18 protein-coding genes and 1 pseudogene are annotated in these 21,404 nt (G+C 72.0%); 9 read left to right on the plus strand and 10 right to left on the minus strand.

Annotated elements, in window-relative coordinates; genetic code table 11:
- The first annotated feature begins 84 nt into the window (after positions 1 to 84).
- Positions 85 to 507, plus strand: coding sequence for a universal stress protein (locus ACFZAX_RS04480; RefSeq protein ID WP_390958986.1), 423 nt, complete (start codon positions 85 to 87; stop codon positions 505 to 507).
- Positions 508 to 658: 151 nt separating this feature from the next.
- On the opposite strand, the gene ACFZAX_RS04485 is transcribed toward ACFZAX_RS04480, so the two are convergent.
- The gene (locus ACFZAX_RS04485; protein ID WP_390958988.1) at positions 659 to 802 is read right to left on the minus strand and encodes a hypothetical protein; all 144 of its coding nucleotides are present in this window, start codon (positions 800 to 802) and stop codon (positions 659 to 661) included.
- Positions 803 to 950: 148 nt separating this feature from the next.
- Positions 951 to 1,358, minus strand: a pseudogene (locus ACFZAX_RS04490) (hypothetical protein); the annotation flags it as partial.
- A 120-nt stretch (positions 1,359 to 1,478) separates the two neighbouring features.
- Here ACFZAX_RS04490 and ACFZAX_RS04495 point away from each other — a divergent pair.
- The 4 genes from ACFZAX_RS04495 (at position 1,479) to ACFZAX_RS04510 (ending at position 5,792) form a co-directional block, all read left to right on the plus strand.
- A complete protein-coding gene (locus ACFZAX_RS04495) occupies positions 1,479 to 2,342 on the plus strand; it encodes a hypothetical protein (protein ID WP_390958990.1) in 864 nt (287 codons plus the stop codon).
- Positions 2,343 to 2,457: 115 nt separating this feature from the next.
- Positions 2,458 to 3,438 (plus strand): alcohol dehydrogenase catalytic domain-containing protein, encoded by a 981-nt coding sequence (locus ACFZAX_RS04500; RefSeq protein ID WP_390958992.1) that lies wholly within the window; start codon positions 2,458 to 2,460, stop codon positions 3,436 to 3,438.
- 104 nt (positions 3,439 to 3,542) lie between these two features.
- A complete protein-coding gene (locus ACFZAX_RS04505; RefSeq protein ID WP_390958994.1) occupies positions 3,543 to 3,788 on the plus strand; it encodes a DUF2630 family protein in 246 nt (81 codons plus the stop codon).
- A 63-nt stretch (positions 3,789 to 3,851) separates the two neighbouring features.
- Positions 3,852 to 5,792, plus strand: coding sequence for an FUSC family protein (locus ACFZAX_RS04510; RefSeq protein WP_390959243.1), 1,941 nt, complete (start codon positions 3,852 to 3,854; stop codon positions 5,790 to 5,792).
- Positions 5,793 to 5,902: 110 nt separating this feature from the next.
- Here the strand turns inward: ACFZAX_RS04510 and ACFZAX_RS04515 are convergent, their stop codons facing one another.
- Complete coding sequence (locus tag ACFZAX_RS04515) at positions 5,903 to 6,325, minus strand: S4 domain-containing protein (protein ID WP_390958996.1); 423 nt, start codon at positions 6,323 to 6,325, stop codon at positions 5,903 to 5,905.
- A 333-nt stretch (positions 6,326 to 6,658) separates the two neighbouring features.
- On the opposite strand from ACFZAX_RS04515, the gene ACFZAX_RS04520 reads away from it, so the two are divergent.
- Together ACFZAX_RS04520 and metG are read left to right on the plus strand one after the other, a co-directional pair.
- Positions 6,659 to 8,278 (plus strand): VWA domain-containing protein, encoded by a 1,620-nt coding sequence (locus ACFZAX_RS04520; RefSeq protein WP_390958998.1) that lies wholly within the window; start codon positions 6,659 to 6,661, stop codon positions 8,276 to 8,278.
- Positions 8,279 to 8,474: 196 nt separating this feature from the next.
- Entirely contained in the window at positions 8,475 to 10,082 is a 1,608-nt protein-coding gene (metG, locus tag ACFZAX_RS04525) for a methionine--tRNA ligase (RefSeq protein ID WP_390958999.1), read from the plus strand.
- A 94-nt stretch (positions 10,083 to 10,176) separates the two neighbouring features.
- Here the strand turns inward: metG and ACFZAX_RS04530 are convergent, their stop codons facing one another.
- Positions 10,177 to 11,019: a L,D-transpeptidase family protein gene (locus ACFZAX_RS04530; RefSeq protein ID WP_390959001.1), complete on the minus strand. Its 843-nt coding sequence runs from the start codon at positions 11,017 to 11,019 to the stop codon at positions 10,177 to 10,179.
- A gap of 299 nt (positions 11,020 to 11,318) precedes the next feature.
- Positions 11,319 to 13,136: an aspartate--tRNA ligase gene (gene aspS, locus ACFZAX_RS04535; protein WP_390959003.1), complete on the minus strand. Its 1,818-nt coding sequence runs from the start codon at positions 13,134 to 13,136 to the stop codon at positions 11,319 to 11,321.
- Between the two features lie 218 nt (positions 13,137 to 13,354).
- On the opposite strand from aspS, the gene ACFZAX_RS04540 reads away from it, so the two are divergent.
- Complete coding sequence (locus ACFZAX_RS04540; RefSeq protein WP_390959005.1) at positions 13,355 to 15,493, plus strand: SpoIIE family protein phosphatase; 2,139 nt, start codon at positions 13,355 to 13,357, stop codon at positions 15,491 to 15,493.
- 61 nt (positions 15,494 to 15,554) lie between these two features.
- Here the strand turns inward: ACFZAX_RS04540 and ACFZAX_RS04545 are convergent, their stop codons facing one another.
- The 5 genes from ACFZAX_RS04545 to ACFZAX_RS04565 form a co-directional block, all read right to left on the minus strand.
- A complete protein-coding gene (locus tag ACFZAX_RS04545; protein WP_390959007.1) occupies positions 15,555 to 16,025 on the minus strand; it encodes a hypothetical protein in 471 nt (156 codons plus the stop codon).
- Positions 16,026 to 16,095: 70 nt separating this feature from the next.
- Entirely contained in the window at positions 16,096 to 17,322 is a 1,227-nt protein-coding gene (locus ACFZAX_RS04550; RefSeq protein WP_390959009.1) for a hypothetical protein, read from the minus strand.
- A 121-nt stretch (positions 17,323 to 17,443) separates the two neighbouring features.
- Positions 17,444 to 18,523 (minus strand): AI-2E family transporter, encoded by a 1,080-nt coding sequence (locus tag ACFZAX_RS04555; RefSeq protein ID WP_390959011.1) that lies wholly within the window; start codon positions 18,521 to 18,523, stop codon positions 17,444 to 17,446.
- 84 nt (positions 18,524 to 18,607) lie between these two features.
- Positions 18,608 to 19,564: a pirin family protein gene (locus ACFZAX_RS04560; protein WP_390959013.1), complete on the minus strand. Its 957-nt coding sequence runs from the start codon at positions 19,562 to 19,564 to the stop codon at positions 18,608 to 18,610.
- Between the two features lie 354 nt (positions 19,565 to 19,918).
- A complete protein-coding gene (locus ACFZAX_RS04565) occupies positions 19,919 to 20,347 on the minus strand; it encodes a nuclear transport factor 2 family protein (protein WP_390959014.1) in 429 nt (142 codons plus the stop codon).
- 101 nt (positions 20,348 to 20,448) lie between these two features.
- On the opposite strand from ACFZAX_RS04565, the gene ACFZAX_RS04570 reads away from it, so the two are divergent.
- A complete protein-coding gene (locus tag ACFZAX_RS04570; protein WP_390959016.1) occupies positions 20,449 to 21,393 on the plus strand; it encodes a LysR substrate-binding domain-containing protein in 945 nt (314 codons plus the stop codon).
- Positions 21,394 to 21,404: the final 11 nt, after the last annotated feature.

Here is a 21,404-nt window from a genome sequence, read left to right on the forward strand (position 1 = left end):
AAGTACCAAATGTCCGGTCTACTGGGAGTGGACCGGACAGCGGACCGGACATCGGATCGAGCGGGACCCAGCGGGAGGCAGAACATGGGCAGGATCGTCGTAGGCGTGGACGGCTCGGCGTCGTCGATCAAGGCACTGCACTGGGCGGTACGCCAGGGCGAGCTCACCGGCGACACCGTCGAAGCCGTCAACAGCTGGGAGTACCCCGCCACCAGCTGGGCCTCGATGATGCCGGGCATGCCGGAGGACTTCGACCCGCAGGCCCTGGCGACGGTCTCCCTCACCGAGGCCCTGGAAGAGGCCCTCGGCGCGGAACGCGCGGCGGGGATCAGCAAGGTCGTGGTGATCGGCAACCCGGCGCAGAACCTCATCGACCGCGCCGAGGGAGCGAACCTGCTGGTGGTCGGCGCGCGGGGGTACAGCGGCTTCAAGGCGACCCTGCTGGGATCGGTCAGCCTCCACGTCACCCAGAACGCCCCCTGCCCGGTGACGGTCGTACGCGACTGAGACGGCTGCCGCACACCGCCGGGACGGCCGTACACGGCTGGGCGGTCCGGGCGGCCGAGACGTTCTCGCGACCGGGCGAAGAGCCCGACGGCGGTGAGCGCGGTGCCCCCAAGGGCCCGCGCTCACCGCCGTCGGCACGTTTGCGCCCCGCTCACTTCCGGCTTCTCGGTGCGCAGCAGCACCCGGACATCGTCCACACCCACGAGAAGGCAGAGGCGAACAGCAGCACCAGCGCGGCCCCCGCGAGCACGAGATCGACGCCGTCCACGGCCCGGTTCTCACCGGAGGCCTTCACCAGTCCGGTCGTCCCGACGGCCGGTTCGACGCTCACCCGCACCTCCCCCGGGCAGCGGCCGGTCGGTGATCCGGTGGGCGGTCCTGTCCGTCGCCCGGTAGATCGTCCCGCCGGTGGTCCGGTCGGTGGTCCGTTCCTCGGGCCAGTCCTCCCGCGAGTAGAAGAAGTAGTACGTGGCGAGCGCCACCGGGATGCCGACCGCCAGGCCGAGGATGGCCGAGCGCAGCACGCTGGTGTCGGTCAGGCTCACCAGGAACCCGATCGCGCACGCCGTCAGCGCCCCGTAGGCCGCCGCCCGCGCCTCACGCGGGATCGCGTACTCGAACCGGGCCAGCGCGAAGCAGAGCACGGCGAACGCCACACCGGCGGCGAAGCCCAGGGCCACCTGACCGCCCGTGCTCGGGCCGCCGTCACGCCTGATGAACGCCGCGTAGAAGCCGTAGATGACGCCGAGGAGCAGGGGCACCGCCCACACCATCGCGGTGTGACGGTGGACCGGCGTCCTGGCCTGCGATGCCCGGGACCTCGACCCGGGCATGGCTGCGTGTGTGGCCATGATGGAGAGCTCCTTCCGTCGCCCCCTTGTCACTCCAGCGCACACCCGCCCGCGCCGCCCGGCAACTCGAATGGACGACGGCTCGGGGCGCGACCACGGCCGCCGGGATTCCCTGAGGAGATGCGGACCTCTTGCTCAGCGACCCTGTCGGCCGTGCTGCTCGTCGTGCTCGCCGTCCTGGTGCCGCTGAGCGCGCTCTCCGCATGGGTCGATCTGGAGGTCGACGACACCGACCGGTACGTGGCTGCCGTCTCCCCGCTCTCCTCCGACCCCGCCGTGCGCGAGACCGTCGCCGACCTCATCACCGACGAGGCGATGCGACGGATCGATCTCGGCGAGCTCCAGCAGACGATGCGGGACTTCCTGCACCAGGGCGTCCTCTCCTTCACGACGACGGACGCGTTCCGTGCCGCGTGGGACGCGGCGAACCGCACCGCGCACACCTCGATCACGGCCGCGCTCGACGGGGACTCCGGCGAGTCGGTGACCATCGACCTGGCCCCGGTGATCGAGCAGGTGAAGAAGGAACTGGAGGTGAGCGGGGTGCCCTTCGCCGACCAGATCCCGGTCGAGCGCACCGAACTCACCATCCTCTCCGGGGACCGGGCCGACCATGTGCGCGAGACGTTCGGATGGCTGCGGTACGCCAGCGTCTGGCCGGCCGTGGCGACCGTGGTCCTCCTCGTGCTGGTGGTGGGGCTGTCGACGGTCCGGGGCGGGCGGCGGGCCGGGCTCTTCGCCACCGCCGTCGTGGGCGGCGGACTCGTCCTGGGCGCGGTCGTGCTCCGGGTGCTGCTCGCCGTCGGCCGCGCGCAGGTGCTGGACGCGGTGCCTACGAGTGACCGGGACGGCGCGGCGGCGATCTCCGACGCGCTGACCGCCTCGCTGCGCACCACGGTCTGGTGGCTCCTGGGGGTCGGCGCCGTCCTGCTGGTGGCCGGTGCCGTCGCCCGGCCCCTGCTGACCGCGCGCCGACCGGGCTGACGCAGGAGCGGCACCGCGGGGCCCGGGAAGGGGCCGATCCGCCTCCGACGTGCGACGCGGAACGGGCCGGGCGAGAGTGGGAGCGTGAACGCCGGGGGCGACTGGAGGTTGCCGTATGCGAGCCATCGCCGTCACCGCGCTCCACGGGGAGCCCGCACTCGTCGAACTCCCCAAGCCCGATCCGGAACCGGGCGGGGTACGGGTGCGGATCGAGTACGCGGCCCTCAACCCGTACGACTGGCAGCGCGCCGACGACCGGGCCGGTACGGCACCCGGGGACCTCCCGCACATCCTCGGCGTGGACTTCGCCGGGCAGGTGGACGTGATCGGCCGGGGCCCCAGCCGGTTCCGGGTGGGCGACCCGGTGTTCGGCCGGATCACCACCCCGCTGCCCGGCGGGGGCGCCCACGCCGAGTACGTCTCGGTGCACCAGGACTCGGCGATCGCCCCGGTCCCCACCGGTCTGTCGCTGAAGGCCGCCGCCGCACTGCCGACCGCCGCGACCGCCGCCTGCCAGATCCTGGCCGCCACCGGGGCGGGTGAGGGCGAGTCCCTGCTGATCGTCGGGGCGGCGGGCGGCGTCGGCAGCTACCTCACCCAGCTCGCCTCCGCCCGGGGCGTCCGGGTACTGGCCGCCGTACGCGGCGACGAGAGCCGCAGGATGACCATCCTCGGGGCCTCCCGGACCCTCGACGTCTCCGCAGGACCGGAGGCACTCCCCGCCGCCGTGCGGGAGCTCTGCCCGCAGGGAGTGGACGCCCTGGCCGACCTCGTCTCCGAGACCCCGGACGCCTTCGCCGAGCAAGCCGCCCTCGTCCGGGACGGCGGCATCGCGCTCACCACCCGGGGCGCCGGGGGCACCCGTACCCCGCACACCGGACCGCTCCCCGTCGACTTCCGGCTCGCGCCGACCGCACTGCTGCTCGACGCCCTCGCGACGGCGGTGACCAGCGGGGCGTTCGTCGTCCCCATCGACCTCGAACTGCCTCTGGAGAAGGCCCCCGAGGCGCTCGCTCAGAACCGCGCGGGCGGCGCCCGGGGCAAAACGGTCTTCGCCCTGAGGCCCCACGGCACCGCCGCACACCACGCCCCGTGACCCGCGCCGCCGCCCGCCACCCGCCACCCGCCCGCCCGCTCCCGCCCGGCATGCCCAGGCCTTGCCCCGGCACGCCCCGGCACGCCCCGAAGAAAGGAACTGCCATGTCCGACAGCGACATCCTCACGAACATCGACGAACTCGTCGCCGAGGAACGGTCCCTGCGCGACCGGTCCGCCGCCGCCCTCGGCCTGTCCGCCGAGGAGAAGGCCAGGTTGCGTACGGTGGAGGTCCAACTGGACCAGTGCTGGGACCTGCTGAGGCAGCGCCGCGCTCTGAGCGAGTACGGCGAGGACCCCTCGTCGGCCCGGATCCGCCCGGCCGACGAAGTGGAGGGGTACCAGGGCTGAAGCCGCCCCTCAGGCAGCATCCGGCAGACCCCGCGAGGAGAGTGAGCCGTGGCCACGGCCGACATGCGCACCGGAAGGCGACGCGTGACGCCGCCGCCCTGGCTGACGAGCGGACTCCGCCCGCAGTCCACCCCCATCCCCTGGGCGGCCGTGCTGCGCGCCTCCGTCGCCATGGCCGCGCCCCTCGCCGTCGGCTTCGCCGTCGACCGCCCCGCCTACGGGGCACTGGTCTCCATGGGGGCCCTCTCCGGTGTCATCGGCGACACCGCCGACGCCTACCGGATGCGGATCTACAACATCGCCGTGCCGCAGCTCTTCGGCGCCGTCGGCGTCACCCTCGGCTCACTCGTGTACGGAACCGGCTGGGCCTCCGTCGGCGTGCTCACCGCCGTCGCGCTGGTCTCCGGAATGATGTCCACGATCGGCGCCGTGGCTTCCGTCTCCGGCCTGCTGCTCCTGCTCAACTCCGTGGTCGGCGCGGGACTCCCGATGCCCGACCCCTGGTGGGTCGCCCCGGTGCTGCTCGCGTTCGGCGGGCTGGTGGTGCTGGCGCTCGCCCTGCTCTCGTGGCCGTTCCGCCGCCGGCTCCCCGAACGCGCTGCGGTCGCCCGCACCTACCGCGCGGTCGCCGCTCTGCTCGACGCCGCCGGAACCCCCGCGTACGAACTGCACCGCCAGGACGTCACCGAACGCCTCAACACCTCCTACGACCTGATCCTCGCCCGCCGGGCCCGCTACCACGGCCGCAGCCCCGCCATGGTGCAGACGCTCGCCCAGCTCAACGTGGTGATCCCGCTCGTCGAGGCGGCGCCCGCCGCACACGGGGAGGGACGCCGACTGCCCGAAGCCGTCCCGGCAGCGGTACGCGCACTCGCCGACGACGTCGAACGCGGCCACACCGGACGCCCCGCCCCCGACCTGCCCCCGCCCGACTCGCCCGCCACCCGTGCCGTGGACACCGCGCTGCGCCACACGGCCACCGTCGTGCACGGGGGCGACCCCGCCCCGTACAACGTGGACGACCGGCTCGGCCGGCCCGCCGCCCTGCGTGTCCGCGTCCGGCGCTCCCTGCGGTCCGTCCTGCTCTCCGAGGCGTCCTGGCGCTACGGGCTGCGCCTCGCCCTCTGCATCGGACTGGCCCAGGCACTGACCTCGCTGATCCCGGTGGAACGCTCGTACTGGGTGGCGCTCACCGTGACCTTCGTCCTCAAGCCCGACTACGGCTCGGTGTTCTCCCGCGCCGTGCTGCGGGCCGTGGGCACCACCGCCGGGCTGCTCGTCGCCGCTCCGGTACTGGCCGAGGTTCCGTCCGGCTGGTGGTTCGTCCCGGCGATGGCGGTCCTCGCCGCGCTGATCCCGGCACTGACGGCGAAGGGATACGCGTTCCAGACCGCCGCTGTCACGCCGCCCATCCTGCTGCTCTCCGACCTCCTCAACCACCAGGGCGTGAACCTGGTCCAGCCGCGCTTCCTCGACAGCCTGCTCGGCTGCGCGATCGTGCTGGTGGCCGGCTATCTGCTCTGGCCGGAGAGCTGGCACACCCGCGTCGGCGACCGGCTCGCGAACGCGGTGGAGGACACCGCCGCCTACATCGCCTGCGCCTTCGATCTCACCAGCGACCACGACCGGTCCGAGCGGGTCCGCGCACGCCGGAAGCTCTATCGCGACCTGTCGGCGGTGCGCTCCGAGTTCCAGCGCGCCCTCACCGAACCACCGCCCGTGGGCACCCGCGCCGCGGCCTGGTGGCCGCTGGTCGTCGCCGTCGAGCGGATCGTCGACGCGGCAACAGCCGCCCGGGTGCGGCTGAATTACGGAGCAGCCCCGCCCGAGCCCGACGAAGCCGTCATGATCGAGGGCCAGTTGCGGGAACTGGCGGCCGGAATCCGGTCCAGCGAAACCCTGGTGGGAGTACGGGCCGACTTCACCGGCATCGAGGAGAGCGTCCTCGGCCCCCTCAGCCAGGAAGTCGCGGCCGCCCGCGCCATCGCCTCACCGCAGCCATGACGATGTTTCACGTGAAACACGGAGCGTGAGCGGAAGTTACGCGACGCACCTGCCGCGTGCACCGCGCGAGAGCGTCCCCGCACGGCTCAGCCGCGCGCCCTCCTCACCGCTCAGCGCGGACCGGTCTCCCGGCCCTCCCGGCCACCTTGGAGCCGCTCCATCTCGCGCCGGTCGCGCTTGGTGGGACGGCCGGCTCCCCGGTCGCGGACCGGCACCTGGAGCGCCAGTTCACGCGGCGGCGGGGGCGGGCTGGTGTCGACGAAGCACTCCACCGCCACCGGTGCGCCGACGCGCTTCTTCACGATCTTCGACACGGTGACGATCCGGTCCCGGCCCTCGTGCCGCAGCCGCACCTCGTCGCCGACCCGCACGGCCTGCGCGGGCTTGGCGCGTTCACCCGCGACCTTGACGTGTCCAGCCCGGCAGGCGGCAGCCGCCTGCGCCCGGGTCTTCGTCAGCCGCACCGACCAGATCCACACATCGACCCGGACGCTGCCTGCAGCCTGCGGAGCCTCACCGGAAACCGAAACCATGGTCCGACTGTAACGGGGGAGCCTGCCGCGCGGAGGCCGCTGCCGGCACGGACCACCGCGCACCCGGCACGGGGGTGGATCGTATGCGGACCGTGACGGGGTACGTCCGTCCGGGTGTTGAGGAACAGGTCCGTCAACCAGCCGCGAAGTACGCCCGACCGCCGAACTCTTGGGTTCTCCCAAGGAAACGGTTGCGCGTCGGTTCACCCGCGTGCGGGCCGGACCGCCGAACGGCCTGATCCGGCCGCTAACCTTACGTATCCGTCCTGGCCAGGGATGATTTTCCACGGGTCGGACAATTCCCGCACCCAACTCACGCGAAAGGCCTCGCCCATGGGCATTCGGAGCTTGCTGCGCAAGGTGTTCGGCCGGGAGCAGGACGAGCCGACCACGGCCACCGTTCCTCCTCAGGGTGAGCGCGCCCGATCGACGGAGCCGGAATCGGACGCGGTCCCGGAGAGCGCTCCGGCCGCCGAGCCGAAGGTGACCGTTCCCGCACCCGCCGCCTCCCCCCTCTCCTCCGCCTCGCACTCCTCGTCGGACGCGGGTACGGGCGGGTCGGACAGCGCGGACCGGTCGGACCAGGGGAACGCGGCGGCGCTGGTCGCCGCCGCCTTCGACCAGCCGCCCGCCGCCCCGCAGCCGACGGTGCCCGCACAGAACACGGGCCCCAAGCCCGCGTCCGAAACGACGCCCGAGCCGGTCGCCGAAGCCGAGCCCGCCGCCGCGGCCGAGCCGGTCTCCCTGCCCGAGCAGGCTGCCGCGCCGGCCGCCGAGGTGGACGACCGGCCCGCGACCCCGGAGGCCGCCGCGGCCCCCGAACCGGCGGAGACCCGCGAGCCCGCGAAGGCCGAGGCCGAGGAGCCGGCGGTCATCGAGCCCGAGGTCCTCGCCGCCGCCATCACCATCGACATGGACCCGGAGCCCGAGCAGGAGACCGCCCCCGCCCCGGAGCCCGCCCCCGCCCCCGCACCGGCACCGGCACCTGCCGAGGCCGCCGAACCGCGGACCGAGTCCGTCGAGGCCGCCGCACCGCAGGCCGAGAAGACCGAGGCCACGAGCACCGAGGCGAAGGCGGAGGCGGACGCGGAGACGGCCGAGGCTCCCGAGAAGGCCACCGAGGCAGCTCTCGAAGCGATCATCATCGACTACGAACCCGAGCCGGCCCCCGAGGTGCCCGCCACCGAAGCGGCAGCCCCCGAGGCAGCGGCCCCGGCCGCCCCTGCGGTGCCCTCCACCGCTGCGCCCGCCGCCCCCGCCGCCAAGCCCGCCACCTCGCTCGCCCGGGTGAAGTCGCGCGCCCCCGGCCTGGTCGCCCCGTACAAGACCGCGCAGGCCGCGCTCAAGGCGCAGGGGCTGACCGGCTTCCGGGCCACCGTCTATCTGGTGCTCGACCGCTCGGGCTCCATGCGGCCCTTCTACAAGGACGGCAGCGCCCAGCACCTGGGCGACCGCACGCTGGCTCTCGCCGCGCACCTGGACGAGAACGCCTCGGTCGACGTGGTCTTCTTCTCCACCGACATCGACGGCACGGGCACGATCGGCCTCGAAGGCCACGAGGGCCGCATCGACGAGCTGAACGCCGGTCTGGGGCGCCTGGGGCGCACCCACTACCACCGGGCCGTCGAAGAGGTCGTCTCCCACTACGAGAAGTCCGGCGCCACCGGCCCGGCGCTGGTCGTCTTCCAGACGGACGGCCCGCCGGACGCCAAGGTCGCGGCCAAGCAGGCGCTGACCGAGGCCGCCCGGCTGCCGCTCTACTTCCAGTTCGTGGCGTTCGGCGACCACGACGCCAAGGGCTTCGACTTCCTGCGGAAGCTGGACTCCGAACACGCCGGGTTCTTCCACGCCGGCCCCGCGCCCGCCACGATCCCGGACGCCACGTTCTACCGGGAGATCCTCGCCGGACTGCCCGCCTGGATCACGGCCCGGTCCGGCGGCTCCGCCGACTGACCCGCGTACGCACGCGAACCGCTCCACCGCACGTCACGGCGGGCCCGGTCACCGGGTCCGCCGTCCGCGTCCCCTGACGCACCGGCTGCCCTTCCCGGTCCCCGGGACGTACGGGCGTTCGCCCTACGGCGGGAGAGGGGGCGGGGGAGGAACCGTGAGTCGGGGGAACCTTCCGCGGACCGTTAGGATTTTGACCATGGCGGCCACTGGATCCGAGAAGCAGGGAGAGACGTCGTTCTACGTCTCCACCCCCATTTACTACGTCAACGACGCTCCTCACCTGGGCCACGCCTACACGACCGTCGCAGGCGACGTGCTCACGCGCTGGCACCGCCAGCGCGGCGAGAAGGTGTGGTACCTCACCGGCACGGACGAGCACGGTCAGAAGATCATGCGCACGGCCGAGCAGCACGGCGTCACCCCGCAGGCCTGGTGCGACAAGCTCGTCGAAGAGGCGTGGAAGCCCCTCTGGGAGCACCTCAACATCGCGAACGACGACTTCATCCGCACCACGGAGAAGCGTCACACCGACCGGGTGCAGGAGTTCGTCCAGGACCTGTACGACAAGGACGAGATCTACAAGGGCGGGTACGAAGGCCCGTACTGCGTGGGCTGCGAGGAGTACAAGCTCCCCGGGGACCTCATCCAGGCCGAGGACGGCACTCCGCTGTGCCCGATCCACAAGAAGCCGGTGGAGATCCTCAAGGAGGAGAACTACTTCTTCAAGCTGAGCCAGTACGGCCCGAAGCTGCTGGAGTTCTACGAGGCCAACCCCGGCTTCATCCAGCCGGAGTCCGCCCGCAACGAGGTCGTCAACTTCGTCAAGCAGGGCCTCCAGGACCTCTCGATCTCCCGCTCGACCTTCGACTGGGGCGTCCCCGTACCGTGGGACGAGAAGCACGTCATCTACGTGTGGGTCGACGCCCTGCTGAACTACGCGACAGCGGTCGGCTACGGCGCCAACCAGGAGAAGTTCGACGCGACCTTCCCTGCCAACGTCCACCTGGTCGGCAAGGACATCCTCCGCTTCCACGCGGTGATCTGGCCCGCGATGCTGATGGCCCAGGGCCTTCCGCTGCCGGGCAGGGTCGCGGCCAACGGCTGGCTGATGGTCGGCGGCGAGAAGATGTCGAAGTCGAACCTGACCGGCATCAAGCCGCAGGACCTGACCTCGCACTTCGGCGTGGACGCGTACCGCTGGTACTTCCTGCGCGCCATCGCCTTCGGCAGTGACGGCTCCTTCTCGTGGGAGGACTTCACCGCCCGCTACACCTCCGAGCTCGCCAACGACTACGGCAACCTCGCCTCCCGTGTGGCCGCCATGATCGGCAAGTACTTCGGTGGCACGCTGCCGGAGGCGACCGCCGCCGGTGACGCCGAGCAGGCGGTCCAGGACGGCCTGGCGAAGGCCGTCGCCGCGGCGGACGTGAAGATCGGCGAGGAGCTCGACTTCCAGGCCGGCATCCTGGCGATCTTCGACTTCGTGAAGCAGGTCAACGGCTACATCACGGAGCAGGAGCCGTGGAAGGTCGCCAAGGACACCTCCCCGGAGGGTCAGGCCCGTCTCGCGACGATCCTGTACACGGCGTCCGAGGCCCTGCGCGGTGTCGCGGTGCTGCTGAACCCGGTGATGCCGGAGACCTCGCAGAAGCTGTGGGAGTCGCTCGGCGCCGAGCCCTCCCTGGGCGCCCTGGCCGACCAGCGCGTCCAGGACGCGGGCACCTGGGGCCGGCTGCCCGCCGGTGCCACGGTCACCAAGGGTGCGGTGCTCTTCCCGCGCCTGGAGGAGAAGCCGGCCGCGTAACGCGATCCGTTCGTGAAGAAGGGCGGGGCCCCCGTGGCCCCGCCCTTCTTCACGTTCCCGCCCCCTGCCCGTCGTGAGGAGGTCGGAAGACCCCTCAGCGGGCCAGCGACGCCTTGTCGCCCATCACGATGACCGGCTTCTTCGCCGGGTCGAGGGTGAGCAGCAGCTCCTTCATCCGCTCCTCCGAGACCGACACGCAGCCCTGGGTCGGCCCGCCGTGGTCCACGTGGATCCAGATGCCGCCACCCCGGTCCTCGCCGAGCGGGCGCTCGTGGTCGATCGGGCTGACACCCTCGACGCGGTTGTAGTTGATGGCCACGACGTAGTCGAAGGAGCCCTCCAGGGGCTCGCCGAAGAACCCGTCGCCCTCCACCGCGAAGTACTCCTCCTCGTCGTAGGGGAGCAGGGCGCCGGGGTCGGGCAGCTTGCCGCCCGCGTCGGTGAGGCCGAACACGCCGACGGGGGACCTGAGGTCCCCGGTGTAGTGCTCCTCGGTCCACCCCTCCATGCCGTTGTGGGCGGCCCAGGGCTCGAAGGCGGGCGTCCAGCTCCGGTCCGGGGCGTCCCGCACGTAGAGGACGGCGGTGGATTCGTTGGAGTCCGCACCCTTGCCGGTCACCACGAACGCCTGCCGGGCGTCGGCCGGGATCTCCGCCCGGGTCTCCGGCCCCAGCCCGGGGATCTCCAGCGGCGGGGCGGCCGGCTGCGGGGCGGGAGCGGCGAGGGCGCCGGCGGGCCCCCGGCTGCCCTCGTCGTCCGACCGGGCCGCGGCCACGTCCTTCGGCGGGGCCCCCGAGGAGGCGGGGGTACCGCAGCCGGTGAGCACCGGGAGCAGCGCCAGAAGCAGCGCGAGGACCGGAGCGGCGAACGGGTACGGGCGACGGCGGCGGGCTGTTCCCGGGACGACACGGGCGGGAGTGCGGAGGGAGACGGACACGGGGCGGGCTCCTGAGTGGTTCTGGCTGACTGCCTCTCAGAAGCCACTCTTCGCCGCGCCCGGCCCTCGCGAATCCGGGCGGGGGCCATCCGGCGGTACACCCGCCCACCTGTTACCACGGCGCCCGGCCCGTACGGGGCGAACGACGCCCCCGCACGACGGAACAGTCCCCGATCGGTCGATCGGGGACTGTTTCACGTGAAACGCACGGAAGCACGCGTACGAGCACGCGTACGGAACCACGCGTAGGGAAACGGACGGCGGGGAGCGCGGCGCCGGGGCGGCGGCTCCCCCGCCGACTACTTCTCGGTCTTCTCCGCGGCGGCGGTCTCGGCCTTGGCGGCCTCGCCCTTCGACACGGCGACCGGCTTGCGGAGCTGGATGTTCAGCTCGCGCAGACGGGCCTCGTCGAGCACGGTCGGGGCGCCCATCATCAGGTCCTGGGCGTTGCCGTTGAGCGGGAAGGCGATCGTCTCGCGGATGTTCGGCTCGTCGGCGAGGAGCATCACGATGCGGTCGACGCCCGGGGCGATGCCACCGTGCGGCGGGGCGCCGAGGCGGAAGGCGCGGAGCATGCCCGCGAACTCCTGCTCGACGGTCTCGCGGTCGTAGCCGGCGATCTCGAAGGCCTTGAGCATCAGCTCGGGCTCGTGGTTCCGGATCGCGCCGGAGGAGAGCTCGATGCCGTTGCAGACAATGTCGTACTGCCAGGCGAGGATGTCCAGCGGGTCCTTCGTCTCCAGGTCCTCCAGGCCGCCCTGGGGCATCGAGAAGGGGTTGTGCGAGAAGTCGATCTTGCCGGTCTCCTCGTCCTTCTCGTACATCGGGAAGTCGACGATCCAGCAGAACCGGAAGACGCCCTCCTCGAAGTTGCCGGAGCGCTTGGCGGCCTCGACGCGGACGGCCGACATGATCTTGGAGACCTCGTCGAACTCGCCGGCGCCGAAGAAGACCGCGTGGCCCGGGGCGAGCGAGAGGCGCTCGGTGAGCGTCTTGACGTCCGTCTCGGTGAGGAACTTGGCGATCGGACCGGCCAGCGTGCCGTCCTCGCCGACGCGGACCCAGGCGAGGCCCTTGGCGCCGTGCTCGACGGCGTACTCGCCGAGGCCGTCGAAGAACTTGCGGGACTGGCCGGCGGTGTCCGGGACGGGCAGCGCGCGGACGTGCTTGCCGGCGAACGCCTTGAACCCGGAGTCGGCGAAGACGTCCGAGATGTCGACGAGCTCCAGCTTGGCGCGGAGGTCCGGCTTGTCGTTGCCGTACTTCAGCATCGACTCGCGGAACGGGATGCGCGGGAAGGGCGAGGTGACCTCGCGGCCGTTGCCGAACTCGGTGAAGAGCTCGGTCATCAGCTTCTCGATCGGCCGGAAGACGTCCTCCTGCTCGACGAACGACATCTCGACGTCGAGCTGGTAGAACTCGCCCGGCGAGCGGTCGGCGCGGGCGTCCTCGTCGCGGAAGCAGGGCGCGATCTGGAAGTAGCGGTCGAAGCCGGAGATCATCAGCAGCTGCTTGAACTGCTGAGGGGCCTGCGGCAGCGCGTAGAACTTGCCCGGGTTGAGACGCGACGGCACGACGAAGTCACGGGCGCCCTCGGGAGAGGTCGCGGTGAGGATCGGGGTCGCCATCTCGTTGAAGCCGAGGGCCACCATCTTCGAGCGGATGGACGCGATCACGGCCGAGCGCAGCATGATGTTGCGGTGCATGCGCTCGCGGCGCAGGTCGAGGAAGCGGTACTCCAGACGGCGCTCCTCGTTCACACCGTCCTCGGTGTTGATCGTGAAGGGCAGCGGGGCCGCCTCGCCGAGCACCTCGACCTCGGTGACCTCGATCTCGATCTCGCCGGTCGGGAGCTCCGGGTTCACGTTCTCGGCTCCGCGCGCGGAGACCTTGCCGTCGATCCGGACGACGGTCTCCTTGGTCAGCTTCGAGAGCGCCTCGTTCCCCGGGGTGCCGGGGCGGGCGACGAGCTGGACCAGGCCGTAGTGGTCGCGGAGATCGATGAAGAGGATGCCGCCCAGGTCTCGGCGATTGTGCAGCCAGCCGCTCAGCCGGACGTCGGTGCCGACGTCAGAGGCGCGGAGCTCGCCGCAGGTGTGGGACCTGTACCGATGCATCGTCGTTCATCCAGTCTTCGCGGTTGGGGTCTGTGAGCCTCCCCAGGCTACCGCCCGGAGCCGGGCCACTTCATTGCCATAACCACTTCAAGATCATCCAGGGGGGCGCCCACGGCCGCCGCGCACCCGGTGGGACCGCCCCCGCCGGGCCCCCACGGCCCGCCGGGGGGCCGGGCCAACGGTGGCGTCCGGGGAACGCATCTTCCTAAAGTGGGGCAATGCGTACCGAGGACATCCTGGCGGCCATCGAGACGGGGCTCTGGCGCTGGGACACCGCGGACGGGACGGTCACGATCGACGCGGAGGCCGCCCGTCTCCTCGGTCTGTCCGAAGCCGGTACGTACGGGGAGGCCGTCGTACGCGCCTGCTACCACCAGGCCGACTGGATCGAGGTCCGCTCGGTCGTCGGCCTCGCGGTCGCCGAGGACACCGTCGCGGAGTCCCGGCTCCGGATCGTCGACGAGCACGGCACGGTCCTGCGTACCGTACGGACCCGGTCCAGGCCCCACGTTCCCGAGGGCAGGACCGTCGAGCAGGTCGTGCTCCTGGGCACCCTCCAGGAGGTCGCCGAGCCCATCCCCGGCACCTCCGTGCGGACTCCTGTCACCGGCGACTGGCGGCGCTCCCGAGAGGCGTTCCTGCTGGACGCGGGACGGGCCCTGGCCGAGGCCCGGTCCACGGAGGAGGTGCTGCGGGTCGCCGGTTCGCTCTCGATGCCGGGCTTCTCCCCGGACGGGCTCGCGGTCTTCGGCGTGGAGGGCGACCGGCTGCTGCTCGTCGGACACCACGGACACGAGGTCCGCGACGAGGAACCCTTCGCCGACATGCCGCTCCAGACGGAGTACCCGGCCGCCGAGGTCGCCCGTACCGGCCAGGCGATCTATCTGCCGACCCCCGAGGATTACGCCCGCCGCTTCCCGATGTTCTGGCCGCTCGCCCGCACGTTCGGCCGCAGCTCCTGGGCCTTCCTGCCGCTGATCGTCTCCGGCCGCACCATGGGCGCCTGGATGGCGGCATTCCGCGATCCGGTGGGGTTCTCCCCCGACGAGCGGGCGGTACTCACCACCGTGGCCAGGATGCTCGCCCAGGCCCTCGCCCGCGCCGGGGCGGCCGAGACCGAGCGGGAGCTCTCGCTGGGGCTCCAGCGGGCGATGATGCCGTCCCTGGGCAAGAGCCCCCCGGGCATCACCGTGGCGGCCCGCTACATCCCCACCGGCGGCGGCCTCCAGGTCGGCGGCGACTGGTACGACATGATCCCCCTGCCCAACGGACGGGTCGCGCTCATCATCGGCGACGTCCAGGGCCACGACGTGCGCGCGGCCGGGCTGATGGGACAGCTCCGCATCGCCCTGCGCGCGTACGCCTCAGAGGGACACCGTCCGGACGCCGTGCTGGCCCGCGCCTCCCGCTTCCTGGCCGGGCTGACGGAGGGGTACGCCCACGAGGGCGACGATGACGACGAAGCCAGCGCCCCCCGCTTCGCGACCTGCCTCTACGCCGAGGTGGACCCGGCCGACGGCTCCCTCGACATCGCCCGCGCGGGCCATCCCGACCCCGTGGTGATCAGCATGGACGGCACCGCCGTCATCCGGCAGACGGCGGGCGGGATGCCCCTGGGCATCGAGACCGACGCCGACTACCCGACGACCCAGGTGGTGCTGGAACCCGGCGAGACGATCATGCTCTGCACCGACGGGCTCATCGAGACCGGCGGACACGACCTCATGACCGGCTGGGTCCGCCTGCGGCCGGTCCTGGAGACGCCCGGAGCCGACCCGGAAGCCCTCGCCGAGGCGCTGGTGGAGACGGTCCACGGACCCACTTCGCACTACACGACGGGCCCTCTCGCGGAGCGTCACGAGGACGACATCGCGCTGGTCCTGCTCCGCCGCGACACCCCCGCCACCCTGGCGAAGGTCCCGCCGCGCCGGGCCGCCGTCGCCATCGCGCAGGCCGAACCGGAGCGGATCTCCGTCGCCCGGCAGCTGCTCCGCGAGCTGCTGCACGACTGGGCGGACCCGGAGCAGGTCGACTCGGCCGTGCTGATGCTCTCCGAGATGGCCACCAACGTGCTGGTCCACACGGACGGCAACGCGCTGATGGTGGCCGAGGTGACCGGCGAGCGCGGCGAGCGGCGGCTGCGGGTCGAGGTCGCCGACAACAGCGACGAGCTCCCGCACAAGCGGCGCCCCGGCGAGATGGCCTCCAGCGGACGCGGGCTGCTCCTGATGGAGATGCTGGCGGACGACTGGGGGGTCGATCCGCGCGGCGCGGGCAAGTCGATCTGGTACGAGCTGTACGAGTCCGCCGAGCCCGAAGAACTCACCGCACGGCCGATCCCGTTCGAACAGATCTGACCGCCGGGGCCGGCCGGGCCGTCCAGGGCGCCCGGCCGGCCCCGGCGGTCGGGGACGGACCTCAGACCAGCACGGCCGAGAAGCTGTCCAGGGCGATCCAGGTGATGCTGTTGGCGGTCGTACCGCCGAACACCGTGACGTGGCCCGCCGTGCTGATCTCCACCCGGCAGGCGTTGACACCTGCCTTGTTGTTGCGCGGGCAGACCGCCCGGGTGGTCTTGGGCACCGCCAGGGAGGCGGGGATCGTGCCCAGCGCGGAGTCCCCGGTGAAGGCGCAGTTGACGCCTCCGCGCAGCTGGAGGAATTCCGTACCGGCGATCCGGATCACGCGGGCGGCCGGGGTGTCGGCGGAGGGGGTGACGCCCGACGCCAGGACGAGCGCCGTCCAGTCGTGGACGACCTCGATGCCCCCGGTGGTGGCCGCGGCGGCGGGAGTGGCGAGCAGGGGTGCGCCGACCGCCGCCGCCGGGACGGTGACGGCCGCGGTCAGCAGGGCGCGGCGGCTGGGGGTTCTCTGCGGCGTGACTCGCATGACTGGTCCTCGGGGTGCGTGGGAGACGGGAGGGGACGGGAAGGAGGTGGGACGCGGCGGGAGGGGGACGTCAGCGCCAGGCCACCGAGCAGGCGTCCAGGTCGACCCAGGTGACGGTGTTGTCCGAGGTCGGCCCGTACACCGTGACCGCGCCCTCGGGCGAGATCTCCAGCCGGCAGACGCAGCGCCCGCCCCGGTTGTTGCGGGAGACCTCCGCCCGGAGGGTGCGGCTGGGCGTCAGCGTCGGCGGGAGCGTGGCGACCCGGGTGTCCTTCGCGAGGGTCCCCTCGAAGACCCCGCGCAGCTGGAGGAAGGTGGTTCCGGCGATGTCCACCAGGCGCCCGCGCGGGGCCCGGACCCCGGTCTGCGCGGTGATCCCGGCGGCGGGGGGCAGCGCGGTCCAGTCGGCCAGCACCTTCACCCCCTGCACGGGCGCGTCCGTGGAGAGGAAGCAGACCGTGACCTCGCGCGGCGTGGTGTCGCTCCCGCTGAATCCGAAGAGCAGCCGCGCCTCCGCGCCGACCAGTTCGATGGCCAGCCCCTCGGGCTCCCGGCGCTCCAGCCCCGGCACGGCGGTCATGAGCCGGGGCCCGGCGACGACGGAACCGTCCGTCCAGGAGAGGGCGGTGATGTGGGTGTCGTCCACGTCCGGGTTGCCGGTGTACAGGTAGAGGTGGTCGCCGAGCGAGGCGAAGCCCTGGAAGGTGTCGGCCAGGCGCGGTACCTGCGCGGCCGAGGGGTGCGCCACCGTGCGCAGGGGGGTCCACACCACGTCACCGGTCGACGGGTCGATCGGGTACTGGGTGAACAGATATCCCCGCGCGGTCAGATAACGGACCGTGAGGCGCTGGAACACCGGATCGACGCTGGGCGCGATGAACTTGGCGTCCGGCACCGGGCTGAACGGCTCCGACAGCACGGAGGAGGTCATCGTGACCACCTGCCCCGGGAGGTACGGGAACCGGGCGATCCGGGTGCCGAACTGCTCGTACAGCGGACCGCATTCGGTCCACAGGTAGGTCGTTCCGCCGATGTGCTGCGCGCCGATCTGGTAGCCGTGGCCGAAGCCGTCGAGGTGCATGTGGTCGAGCGCCTGCCCGGTGGCACGGTCCATGCGGTAGACGCAGAGGTTGCCGTACTCCAGCGCGTCACGGATCTGCACGACGAAGAGGTCGTGCGTCACCGGGTCGACGGCGATCGACTGCGGCGCCCGGGTGTGCTTCTCGTGATTCAGCGGCGTCCCGCTGAGGACGCGGCCCCAGGGGCCGGCCAGGTCGATGAGATCCGTAACCGCCACGGACAGATTCCCCTCCCCGCGATCCGCCGTGGACCGCGCGCGGAGATCGTACGTCGCCCGGCCCGCCACGCCCCGGCGGCCCGCCGGACATGGGGGCATGCCCCGGCGTTCACCTGCGGTTTCAGGCCCGGTCGTCGCCCGCCGGAGGCGGGGCCGAGGGGCCGGCGTTCCTCAGCCGCAATTCCTCGACCACTCCGAAGGCGGCTGCGCAGAGCGGGACGGCGAGCAGCATGCCGAGGATCCCGGCGACGCTCGCTCCGGCGGTCAGCGCGATCAGGATGACGGCCGGATGCAGCCGCACGGTGCGGCTCTGGATCATCGGCTGGAGCACGTGGCCCTCCAGCACCTGGACGGCGAGGACCACGCCGAGCGCCCAGAGCGCGATGACGAAGCCGCGGTCGGCGAGGGCGACCAGAACGGCGACGGCGCCGGAGAGGAAGGCGCCCAGGTACGGGATGTAGGCGCCGACGAAGACCAGCGCGCCCAGCCCCACCGCGCCGGGCACCCGCAGGATCAACAGGCCGACGGTGATGCAGATCGCGTCGATCAGCGCGATGAAGGTGGTGCCGCGCATGAATCCCTCGACCGCCTCGAAGGCCCGGCGCCCCATCGCCTCGACCAGGTCGCCGGAGCCGTGCGGGGCGAGCGAGTGGGCGAGCCGTACGGCCCGGTCGGAGTCGCGCAGGAAGAAGAAGGTGAGCAGCAGGGCGAGGACCGCGGTCGCGATCAGCGTGCCGATCAGGCTCAGCCCGGTGATGACACCACCGGCCGCGGTGGCGCCGAACTTCTCGACGAGGTTCTTGGCGTTGCCCGCGAGGTTGTCCACGGACGCCTGGCCGGCCAGGTCGAAGTGGTCGATCACCCACTGACCGGCGTCCTTGAGCGAGGTGACGATCTGGTCGCCGGTGTCGATGAGCGCGGTGACGACGATGTACCCGGCCCCGCCGACGACCGCGACCAGCGCGGCGCAGGTCAGTCCGGCGGAGAGGGAGCGCTGCACGTGGTGGGCGGTCAGCCAGCGGTGGACCGGTCCGAGCAGCGCCGTACCGAGCAGCGCCAGGAGCACGGGAGTGACGGCGGTCTTGAGGTAGACGGACAACCATACGAGGACCGCCGCGACGGCGGCGACGAGGAGCAGGACGCCGCACCAGGCGGCCGTCCGCCGTGCGGCGTCGGGCAAAAGGGGCTTCTGGTTCGGCACTCCCCCACCCGACCACGGGGCGGACACGGTGTCCCGCCCCGTGGGGCGTGCGGGTGACGGACCGTCACCCGCACCCCGGGGGCATCACATGCCGTGGACCGCCGGGACGGTGCCGAGACGGCCGGCCTGGAAGTCCTCGAAGGCCCTCTTCAGTTCGGCCTGGCTGTTCATCACGAACGGCCCGTAGTGGGCCATCGGCTCGCGGATCGGACGCCCGCCGAGGAGCACGACCTCCAGGTCGGGGGTGTGCCCGTCCTGCTGCTCGTCCGCGCGGACGGTCAGCGAGGATCCGGCGCCGAAGACGGCGGTCTGCCCCATGTGGACGGGGCGGCGCTCGGCGCCCGCGGTACCGCGGCCGGCGAGGACGTACGCGAGACCGTTGAAGTCCTCGCGCCACGGCAGGGTCACCTCGGCGCCGGGCCGGACGGTCGCGTGGATCATCGTGATGGGGGTGTGGGTGATGCCGGGGCCCTCGTGGCCGTCGAGCTCACCGGCGATGACGCGGAGCAGCGCGCCGCCGTCCGGGGAGGCGAGGAGCTGGACCTGGCCGCCGCGGATGTCCTGGTAGCGGGGGTCCATCATCTTGTGGCTCTTGGGCAGGTTCACCCAGAGCTGGAGGCCGTGGAAGAGGCCGCCGGACATGACCAGCGACTCCGGCGGCGCCTCGATGTGCAGCAGGCCGGAGCCCGCCGTCATCCACTGGGTGTCGCCGTTCTCGATGGTGCCGCCGCCACCGTTGGAGTCCTGGTGGATGAAGCTGCCGTCGATCAGGTAGGTCACCGTCTCGAAGCCGCGGTGCGGGTGCCAGGGAGTCCCCTTCGGCTCGCCGGCGGCGTACTCCACCTCGCCCATCTGGTCCATCATGATGAACGGGTCGAGGTGCTTGTAGTTGATCCCGGCGAACGCGCGGCGCACCGGGAAGCCCTCGCCCTCGAAGCCCGTCGGCGCGGTGGTGACCGCGAGCACGGGACGTGCGACGGCGTCGCCCGAGGCGGCCACCTTGGGCAGGGTCAGCGGGTTTTCTACGGTCACTGCGGGCATGGGAGCCACCTCCGGGCGGGATCTGCTTCCAATTTAGTTGAACAGTGAACATCTTGCAAGGCGTCGTTCATTCCCGGCGCGGGGCGCCCAGGGGCACCGGGGACGGGCGGCCGCACCGACAGGGCGCGCAGGCGTGACGGAAACAGGCCCGCACCACCGGTGCGGGCCTGTTCGGACGAGACACGCCCCAGTTCCGGGCCCGGGCCCGGCGAGCGGTCCGCCTGGCCAGGCAGGGAAGAGACGCCGCGGGTGGGAGGGGCACAGCGAAGCCACTTGGCCCATGCGCCTGCCCCCCTCGGAACCGGTCCGCCTGAGCACTCAGCCGTCCTCGGGGGCAGGTTCCGGGCGGTTGATTCAGGCCAGCCGGTCGGGTATCGGGGCCAGCGTGTAGTTGTTCCAGATGTACGCGTCCATCTGGTGCTGGTCGCCGGAGAGGTTGATGACCCGGTCGACCTTGCCCTCGCGGTTGAAATGCCACACCAGGGCCCAGACGGTATCCACCTTGCCCGCCCCCTCGGTGGTCCAGCCGCGGTGGATGTCGACGACGTATTCCTCATTGGCCTCCAGGAACAGCGGCTCGGCCTGGAAACCGGCCTTGCCGAGCTGGGTGAAGAAGGCCGCGACCTCCTCGACACCGTGCTTGGTCCCCGACAGCGCGTGGTGACCCGGGATCGTCCACTCGACATCGTCCGTCAGTACCGCCCGCATGCCGTCGAGGTCGTAGGTGGCGTAGGCCGCGAAGAACTGGTTGATGACGTCGGTCTTCAAGGTCTTGTCGCTCATGGGGTCCGCTCTTTCGGTCGACCGGCTGGCTCCTGCTTGCGTGATCGATCCTGCCGGGACCCGCCATGACCGTCCAATACCTGAATCCATAACCTGACGGCATGGACATCGACACCCGGCTGCTGCGCTACTTCGCGACCGTCGCGGAGGAAGGGCACCTGACCCGGGCCGCGGAGCGGCTGTTCATCTCCCAGCCTGCCCTGACCAAACAGATCAAGCAGTTGGAGACCCAGCTGGGGGTCGAGCTGTTCACCCGCTCCCGGACCGGCATGTCCCTCACCGACGCCGGGCGGGCGCTGACCGCGCGGGTCCCGACCGTCCTGGAAGACTGGGACCTCGCATTGCGCGAGACGCGCGCCGCCGCCGGCCGCGCCACCCACGTCCTGCGCGTGGGATTCGTGGCCAGCGCCGCCAACGAGAGCACCCAGAAGATCATCGGCTCGTTCGCCCAGTACCGCCCCGGCTGGCGGGTGGAGATGCGGCAGTCCGACTGGTCCGACCCCACCGCAGGTCTGGCGGACGGGCAGGTGGACGTGGCACTGCTGCGCTTGCCGTTCCCCGGCCAGGACACGCTACGGGTCAAGGTGCTGATCACCGAGCCACGATGGGTCGGCATCCCCAGCACCCATCCGCTCGCGGAGCTTGCCGAGATTCCCTTCCACCGGCTCTGGGACGAGCCGTTCGTAGCCACCCCGGCCGAGTCGGGCTGGTGGCGCGACTACTGGCTGGCCACCGACGAACGCGACGGCCGCCCCGTCAAGATAGGCGCCATCGCCAAGAACCCGGACGAATGGCTGACCGCGATCGCCAACGGCTACGGCGTCAGCCTCACCCCTGAGGCCACCGCCCGCTTCTACCAGCGCCCCGGGGTGACCTACCGTCCCGTCACCGCCGTCAGCTCCAGCCAGGTCGGGGTCGCATGGGCGCCCGCGGGGGACAACGACCCGGTCATCGGCGACTTCGTCCGCGCCTGCCTGCGCCACCGCATGCCCACCACCGCCGAACCGGAGACCAGGACACCGACGGGAGAGGCCGGCGCCGGCTGATCAACAACCAG

The sequence above is a fragment of the Streptomyces sp. NPDC008125 genome (genome assembly GCF_042957125.1).
Lineage (GTDB): Bacteria > Actinomycetota > Actinomycetes > Streptomycetales > Streptomycetaceae > Streptomyces.

Coding starts and splice junctions, on each gene's coding strand:
- ACFZAX_RS04565 (WP_390959014.1), bottom strand. CDS start 20,347: ATGAGCGACAAGACCTTGAAGACCGACGTCATCAACCAGTTCTTCGCG.
- ACFZAX_RS04570 (WP_390959016.1), top strand. CDS start 20,449: ATGGACATCGACACCCGGCTGCTGCGCTACTTCGCGACCGTCGCGGAG.
- ACFZAX_RS04520 (WP_390958998.1), top strand. CDS start 6,659: ATGGGCATTCGGAGCTTGCTGCGCAAGGTGTTCGGCCGGGAGCAGGAC.
- ACFZAX_RS04500 (WP_390958992.1), top strand. CDS start 2,458: ATGCGAGCCATCGCCGTCACCGCGCTCCACGGGGAGCCCGCACTCGTC.
- ACFZAX_RS04545 (WP_390959007.1), bottom strand. CDS start 16,025: ATGCGAGTCACGCCGCAGAGAACCCCCAGCCGCCGCGCCCTGCTGACC.
- ACFZAX_RS04515 (WP_390958996.1), bottom strand. CDS start 6,325: ATGGTTTCGGTTTCCGGTGAGGCTCCGCAGGCTGCAGGCAGCGTCCGG.
- ACFZAX_RS04540 (WP_390959005.1), top strand. CDS start 13,355: ATGCGTACCGAGGACATCCTGGCGGCCATCGAGACGGGGCTCTGGCGC.
- ACFZAX_RS04510 (WP_390959243.1), top strand. CDS start 3,852: ATGCGCACCGGAAGGCGACGCGTGACGCCGCCGCCCTGGCTGACGAGC.
- metG (WP_390958999.1), top strand. CDS start 8,475: ATGGCGGCCACTGGATCCGAGAAGCAGGGAGAGACGTCGTTCTACGTC.
- ACFZAX_RS04480 (WP_390958986.1), top strand. CDS start 85: ATGGGCAGGATCGTCGTAGGCGTGGACGGCTCGGCGTCGTCGATCAAG.
- ACFZAX_RS04495 (WP_390958990.1), top strand. CDS start 1,479: ATGCGGACCTCTTGCTCAGCGACCCTGTCGGCCGTGCTGCTCGTCGTG.
- aspS (WP_390959003.1), bottom strand. CDS start 13,136: ATGCATCGGTACAGGTCCCACACCTGCGGCGAGCTCCGCGCCTCTGAC.
- ACFZAX_RS04505 (WP_390958994.1), top strand. CDS start 3,543: ATGTCCGACAGCGACATCCTCACGAACATCGACGAACTCGTCGCCGAG.
- ACFZAX_RS04560 (WP_390959013.1), bottom strand. CDS start 19,564: ATGCCCGCAGTGACCGTAGAAAACCCGCTGACCCTGCCCAAGGTGGCC.